1 protein-coding gene is annotated in these 246 nt (G+C 58.5%); it reads right to left on the bottom strand.

Annotated features, from left to right (window positions below):
* The coding region (locus tag SB765_RS32650) for a M10 family metallopeptidase C-terminal domain-containing protein (protein ID WP_410932896.1) at positions 1-246 on the bottom strand (246 nt) is incomplete at both ends.

Genomic DNA, 246 nt, shown 5'->3' with positions numbered 1-246 from the left:
ACCGTCCCATACCGAAAACACCAGCTTGTCGGCATTGGAAGTGGCGCTGTAGAAATCACGCCCGGTGTTGGAGTTGAAACCGTAGGTGGTGTCGCCGGCACGCGTGTTGTAGTTGGCGCCGTAGAGCTTCTGGATCGCCGCGATGTCGTCGATCAGCGGGCCCGAGGAGTAAGCCTCGACCCCGCCTTTACTGAAGTTCTGGTTGGTGTTGCTCTCGCTCCAGTAACTCATGACGCTGTAGCCACG

The sequence above is a fragment of the Pseudomonas sp. SIMBA_067 genome (genome assembly GCF_046534675.1).
In the GTDB taxonomy this organism is placed as follows: domain Bacteria; phylum Pseudomonadota; class Gammaproteobacteria; order Pseudomonadales; family Pseudomonadaceae; genus Aquipseudomonas; species Aquipseudomonas putida.
Note: the sequence above shows the minus strand (reverse complement) of the source record. Positions and strands in the feature narration are given on the sequence as shown.